Source organism: uncultured Veillonella sp., from assembly GCF_915069625.1.
Lineage (GTDB): Bacteria > Bacillota > Negativicutes > Veillonellales > Veillonellaceae > Veillonella.
Map to the genome: position 1 here is coordinate 1 of NZ_CAJZFD010000120.1, position 6324 is coordinate 6324.

Consider the following 6324-nt stretch of genomic DNA (forward strand, 5'->3'; position numbering starts at 1 on the left):
GCTACGAAGCCAGGAATTACACGGTGGAAACGAAGGCCATTATAGAAACCTTTGTTAATCAAATCAATAAAGTTTTGTACTGTACCAGGAGCTTCTTTATCAAATAATTCAATTACAATATCGCCGCCGTCAGCCATATGGATTTTTGCTTTTTTCATTGTTCAGGTACCTCCAAAATTGTACGCAACACATGTGCTGCTAATATAAAACCTGCCACTGGTGGCACAAAACTACATGTACCAGGGCTTGTTGCTTCGCCTCGGAATTGTGGTTTTGTCGGTTTTTCTGTAGAAAATAAAACTAATTGCTTTTTTATGCCCCGTTTTTTGAGCTCCCGACGCATAACGCGCGCCAAAGGACATGTATGAGACTTATTGATATCAGCAATCATAAGTTTTTCAGGGTAAAAGCGATTGCCGCCGCCCATACAAGAAATAACAGGGATGCTTTCCCGTTGACACACCTCAATAATATTAAGTTTTGCCGTTACCATATCGATGGCATCGATTACATAATCAACGTTCAAGCTTTGAATAAATCCAGGGTAATTTTCCTCAGTATACATAATATCATGAGTTTCTATCACTACATCTGGATTAATAGAAAGTGCTCGTGCCTTTGCTACCTCTACCTTACGCTCTCCAATTGTGTCATGAGTCGTAATCATTTGGCGATTTAAGTTACTTGGTGCAATAGAGTCGCCATCGATAAGAACGATGCGTCCCACACCAGCTCGAACTAATACCTCAAGGGCACCGCCACCAACGCCGCCAACACCAAAGAGAGCCACAGACGTATCTTTTAAGGTTTTGATTTTATCAGGACCAACTAGCCACTCTAAACGAGTTAACATATATTCCATTAGTATTTACCTGCTGGAATAATTTCTGTCCAATACCCGTCTGGATCGGCAATAAAGTAAATGCCCATGTCAGCATTTTCATAAGCTACAACGCCCATCTCTTTATGCTTTTTAAGAGCTGCTTCGTAGTCATCTACATAAAACGCTAAATGGAATTCATTGTCCCCTAAATTATAAGGGCGATCCCAGTCGCGCAACCATGTAAGTTCTAGTTCATGCGCTGTGTATGGACTTTTTAAATATACAAGAGTGAAAGCACCACTTGGATCTTCCAAACGGCGAGATTCCTCAAGTAACAAGGCCTCTTTATAGAATGCTAAACTCTTATCAAGATCCTTAACATTTATATTATTATGAGCAAATGAAAACTTCATAGGACCTCCTTAATTAATTCCAGTATGTTTTTGTAGGAATTCTCCTCTTTTAATAGTATCACATTTGACAATTCTATAGCTAGTTAATAACAAATTTTGCCGTACTACCATCGTCACCACGTGTGACCTCTAAGTGGGCCGGTATACGAGTCTTTAATTCAGGTACATGGGAAATCATGCCGATAAGACGACCTGATGATTGTAATTTCACCAGTGTTTCCATGGCGAGTTCCAATGTATCAGGATCAAGTGTACCAAAGCCTTCGTCGATAAACATCGTATCCATATGAATACCACCTGCATAACTTTGGATAACATCCGCAAGACCTAAGGCAAGTGCCATAGAGGCCAAGAATGTTTCACCACCAGACAAGGTATTCGCAGGTCTTGATTGACCGGTGAAAGCATCTATAACTGCCAGATCGAGGCCTTGTTTGCCCCGTCCACCACCAGTATAGTCAGAACGTTCCAAGGAATAGCGATTACGACTCATCGTTTGAAGTCGTAAATTAGCTGCATATACGACTTCATCTAAAATAGCTCCCAATACATAGCGCTCAAAGGTTACATTTTTGAACCCTTGTTCACCGCCATTTGCCAAGTCATTTAGGCGACTTAAGAAAGTCACTTCCTCACGGGCTTCTCCCATAGCTTGTTCAAGTGTTTCTAGAGAAACTAGTGTCGTTTCAATATGTTTCGTTTCTCTATCCCAAGCCGCAAGAGAACCCACTAAATCATCACGCTGTTCTACTGCTGCATCATATACTTCATTGGAAACGGTATCACTTGGCTTCACTACAGATTGAGCATGCTTCAATGCCGCATCATATACAGCTTGAGCTTTATTGAAAGCCTCGTCCAATGCATGTAGTTCAGTTCTAAACGTATCTAAAGCCTTATAATCATCCAACGCATCTATAAAGTCATCTTCAGATAAAGAAATCGATTGCAATGATTCTACATAGTCTTTATTGAGTACATCAAGATTTTTTTTGTCTTCCTGCACTTGGGCAAATAAGGTTTCTAGACGTCCCCGTTTAGCATTGAGCACTTCTCTAGCAGAATCTAGATTTGCTTTACAAACTTTCACCTGTTCATCGTAGTCTGCAAGCTCAGATACCAATGATTCTATCTCTTTATGCCATGCAGCTACATCCGTAGTTGGCAAACTTTCAGAAAGAGCATCAATTTTAGCCTGTACCGTACTAATCTGAACCTCTAAATTGTGCAAGTTATCAAGTAATTCCTTATGAGCCGTCTCCAGTTTCGCTAGTGTATCTTTAGCCGCACTAAGGTCCCCCTCAGTATTAGCTATAGTGTTGCTCAGTTGTTCAGTGTCGCTACGCAAGGTTGTAAGCTGTTCCATTTTGGATAACAAGTCATGTTGAATAGAAGCAAAAGCCTCTTCTGAAAAACTCTCAATAGATGACTTCAACTGAGAAACTTGGTCTTTAATTTGCTGATCTAACTCATGTAGACGAAGAGCTAACGTTTCTTTCTGACCAATTTCACTAGCTTGCTTTTGTAACTCAAGATCACGCACGGCACGAGCCTCTTCTATCTCCTCTTTAGTGGGATATAACTCAGGCTTGGCTGCCAACTGTGGATGCTCTGTAGAGCCGCATACTGGACAAGGTTCGTTATCTACGACTAAATGAACGAGTTCAAAGGCACGCCCTTCTGCCATCAAATGTTCTAACCGTTCAAGCTGCACCTTTGAATTCTTTACGAATTCATCAAGCGTAGCTAATGCCTTATCTTTAGCATCGATATCATTTTGAACCTTCTGTTTCTCAGCAACCAATTCAGAATATCGTTGCAAATGACTTAACTGTTCTTGGATACGAGAAATAGAGTCTAACGCTTTGCTATTACCTTGTAACTGCTGCCTGTCCGCAACTAACTTAGCCTCTAAATCAGCTACTGTCTTATGCTGTGCCTGTAACGCAGCTTCGCTTTTCTCACGGTCCTTTGTCAGTAAGTTACTCTTTAATGTGCTCAGTTCCTTATTTAGCACTGCTAACTCATTAAACTTTTCTGATTGCTGTTCCATTTGGGCAAGCGTAGTTCGCTTAGCTTGCATAGTTTCAGCTTGAGCTTCTAATACTGCATGAGCCTCTATACATTTAGACTCATATTGAGTTGCACTGTCTACATTTTTTTCAGCCTCTGAAAGTGACGTTTCCAAGGTTTTTAACACCGACTGCTTATCAGTAAACTGTTTATATAACTCAAAGCTTGGCGTTAAAGAGGTAAGGAACTGAACCTTTTCACGTAAGCTAGCACGCTCCGCTTCTCTGGCTTTCACGAGGTCTAATTTAGAGATAGCCTCTGCAAGAGATTGTTGTGCTTGGTTATATAAGGCCCACTCATTTCGCAACGTATTGAACTGCTCCACTACAGTTACAGCTTTATCACGCTCAATAACAAGAGCATCTCGGTGTGGCTCTCTATGTTTCAACAGATCTCGTACATGTTCAATGGTTAGTACGGGTATGTCTTCGTCATGTGGAATGGATTGCAGCAATGCATTCTGTTTTGTTAGATTTTCTTCAATCCCTGCTTTTGCGTCATCATAAGAAGCTTTTAGAGCATCTTGTAATCTTCGATATAACTCGGTTCTAAAGAGTGTATGTAATAACTCCTCCCGTTCACTAGTGGAGGCTACTAGTAATTTTCGGAATTCTCCTTGCGGCAAAAGAACCACCTGTAAGAATTGATCCTTACGAAAGCCTATGATTCTTTGAATCGTATCGCGAATAGCCGCTGCAGAGGTGGCAATGACCTTCCATTCCCCATCTTTCATTTCGTAAACAGTAGCACTAGCATTCTGCTCACGCATACCAGTACCGCGCTTCTTTGCTACCAATTGTTTTGGCAGTCTTTCAACACGGTACTGAGCATCACCGATAGCAAAGGAAAAATCTACCCGCGTCATACGATCAGGTTCTGCAAAGTCACTGCGAATTGCATCTGTTTTACGCACCTCTCCACTAGGCTCACCATATAAGGCATACACCATGGCATCTAGTATAGATGTTTTACCTGCCCCCGTAGGACCAGAGATGAGGAACATAGAATGGTCTTGAAGCTCGTTAAAGTCCAAGGTAACCGAGTCGCGGTATGGACCAAAGGCTTCTATAGTTAAAGATATAGGCTTCATTTAGTCCTCCTTTAGAATTCGGTCCCATACAGAGTTGATGTATTGTTGTTCTCGCTCTGTTAATGGTTCTTTCCATACAGTTTCGGCAAATTGGTTAAACAATTCACGTTCGTTTAACTCTTTAAATACAGCTTCATCCATATCTGCCATAGGCGTTGCTACTCGACCAACTAAATCAATGGTCATACAGCGATGATACACTTGGCGCAATTTAGCCATCCCATCCATAATAGGCATCGTATCTAGCAAACGGGCTTGCACATAATCATCTTTATGCTTAGCCTGTAATTCCTTATTGTTTAACAGGTCTTCAAAATAACCTTCTAAAATCACTACGTCACGTTTCGCCTCTACAGGAATGGTGCTAATATCTACGTTACCTTTTTTATCCATATCTATGATGGTAAAAGACTTCTTCTGCGTATGCTCATCAAAGGAATATTTTAAAGGCGATCCGCTATAGCGAATATAGTCTGCCCCCATCCGTTGCGGGCCATGCAGATGTCCAAGGGCTGTATAGTGAAAGTCCTTAAAGACTTGTGGGCTTACTTGTTCACTACCGCCTACAGATAGTGTGCGCTCAGAACCACCTACTTCACCGCCCATTACAAAAGCATGACTAATGGCAATGCTGCGCCTCCCCTTTGGCACTTGTTTGTACAAGTAGTCACTCCATGCCTGATACATTTGGTCGTAATTATGTAAATTAAGCGAGCCGAACTCTTGCTCGTTAGTCTCCACATAGGAGAACAGGGAGTCCTCGGTCATATCTATATCAACAGGTTTTGATACAGATGCACCCAAACCTAATGCATCACCTATACGACGCGGCTCGCTAAAGGGCATAGGGCAAATAGCGACCTTACCGTCAGCCCCTTCAAATTCAAACGGTTGTAATGCGTGATGAGGGGATCCCCAAATATGGATTCCAGAACGACTCAACATAGAACGCCCTACCTCAAGGCGTTCTGAGCCATCGTGGTTACCGCTAACTACAAAGAGTGGAACCTTGTAGTCCATAGCAAGACGAGTAATGATGGAATCCCATAATTCAATGGCTTCAATAGGTGGCACTGCTCGATCAAAAATATCCCCTGCTAGCAATATGCCATCGATTTTTTCATCCTTCAAAATAGAAAAGAACTGATTCTCCAACACATGAGCTTGGTCTTCGGTTAAGTACTGCCCATAAAAAATACGTCCTAAATGCCAATCGGCAGTATGTAAAAAACGCATTTTATCCCCCTTTCCAGCTCGCCCTATATCTTATGGAAATGTAGCTATATAAATTATTATATAACTAAAACTACGATTCAGCTTAATTATTGATTCTCTACAATAGAGCGCAACATAGCAATCTCTTTCGCATAGCCATCTAATTCATTTGGTGTTTCCAAATAGAACGGCAAATTCGTCAATTTAGGATGTGTCACAATGCGAGCTATGGCATCGATACCGATATGACCTTCCCCAATTTTTTCATGGCGATCTTTATGAGCGCCCATCGGATTTTTAGAGTCGTTTAAATGAATCGCTTTCAAACGGTCTAATCCTACAATACGATCAAACTCGTCAATAACACCATCTAGATTATTGACGATATCATAACCACCTTCGTGGATATGGCATGTATCAACACATACGCCCATGTATTCTTTTAATTTCACACCATCGATAATGCGTGCAATTTCTTCAAAGCGAGAACCAATTTCTGTGCCCTTACCTGCCATGACTTCTAAGAGAACTGTTGTTTTCATGCCAGGGAATAAGATTTCATTCAAACATTCCACGATATATTCGATGCCTTGATCTACACCTTGCTTTACATGGCTGCCAGGGTGAAAGTTATACATTTGGCCTGGTAAATATTCCATACGCTCTAGGTCTTCTGTCATGGCCTGCTTTGCAAAAGCGCGCAAATCTTC

General features: G+C 41.4%; 6 protein-coding genes. All 6 read right to left on the reverse strand.

Going from position 1 to position 6324, the window contains the following annotated elements; all coding sequences use genetic code 11:
- Positions 1-158, reverse strand: a 158-nt coding sequence (locus tag QZ548_RS06985; RefSeq protein WP_295869300.1) for a peptidylprolyl isomerase, incomplete at its 3' end; no start/stop codon positions are given.
- A complete protein-coding gene (locus tag QZ548_RS06990) occupies positions 155-862 on the reverse strand; it encodes a tRNA threonylcarbamoyladenosine dehydratase (protein WP_295794245.1) in 708 nt (235 codons plus the stop codon). The genes QZ548_RS06990 and QZ548_RS06985, both read right to left, overlap by 4 nt.
- Entirely contained in the window at positions 862-1236 is a 375-nt protein-coding gene (locus tag QZ548_RS06995; protein ID WP_004695332.1) for a VOC family protein, read from the reverse strand. The genes QZ548_RS06990 and QZ548_RS06995 overlap by 1 nt, the downstream gene beginning before the upstream one ends.
- A 79-nt stretch (positions 1237-1315) precedes the next feature.
- Complete coding sequence (locus QZ548_RS07000) at positions 1316-4399, reverse strand: SMC family ATPase (RefSeq protein ID WP_295794247.1); 3084 nt, start codon at positions 4397-4399, stop codon at positions 1316-1318.
- Entirely contained in the window at positions 4400-5635 is a 1236-nt protein-coding gene (locus QZ548_RS07005; RefSeq protein WP_295869296.1) for an exonuclease SbcCD subunit D, read from the reverse strand. It lies immediately after the preceding gene.
- Positions 5636-5721: 86 nt separating this feature from the next.
- On the reverse strand, positions 5722-6324 hold a 603-nt coding region (locus QZ548_RS07010; protein WP_295869298.1), incomplete at its 5' end, for a deoxyribonuclease IV.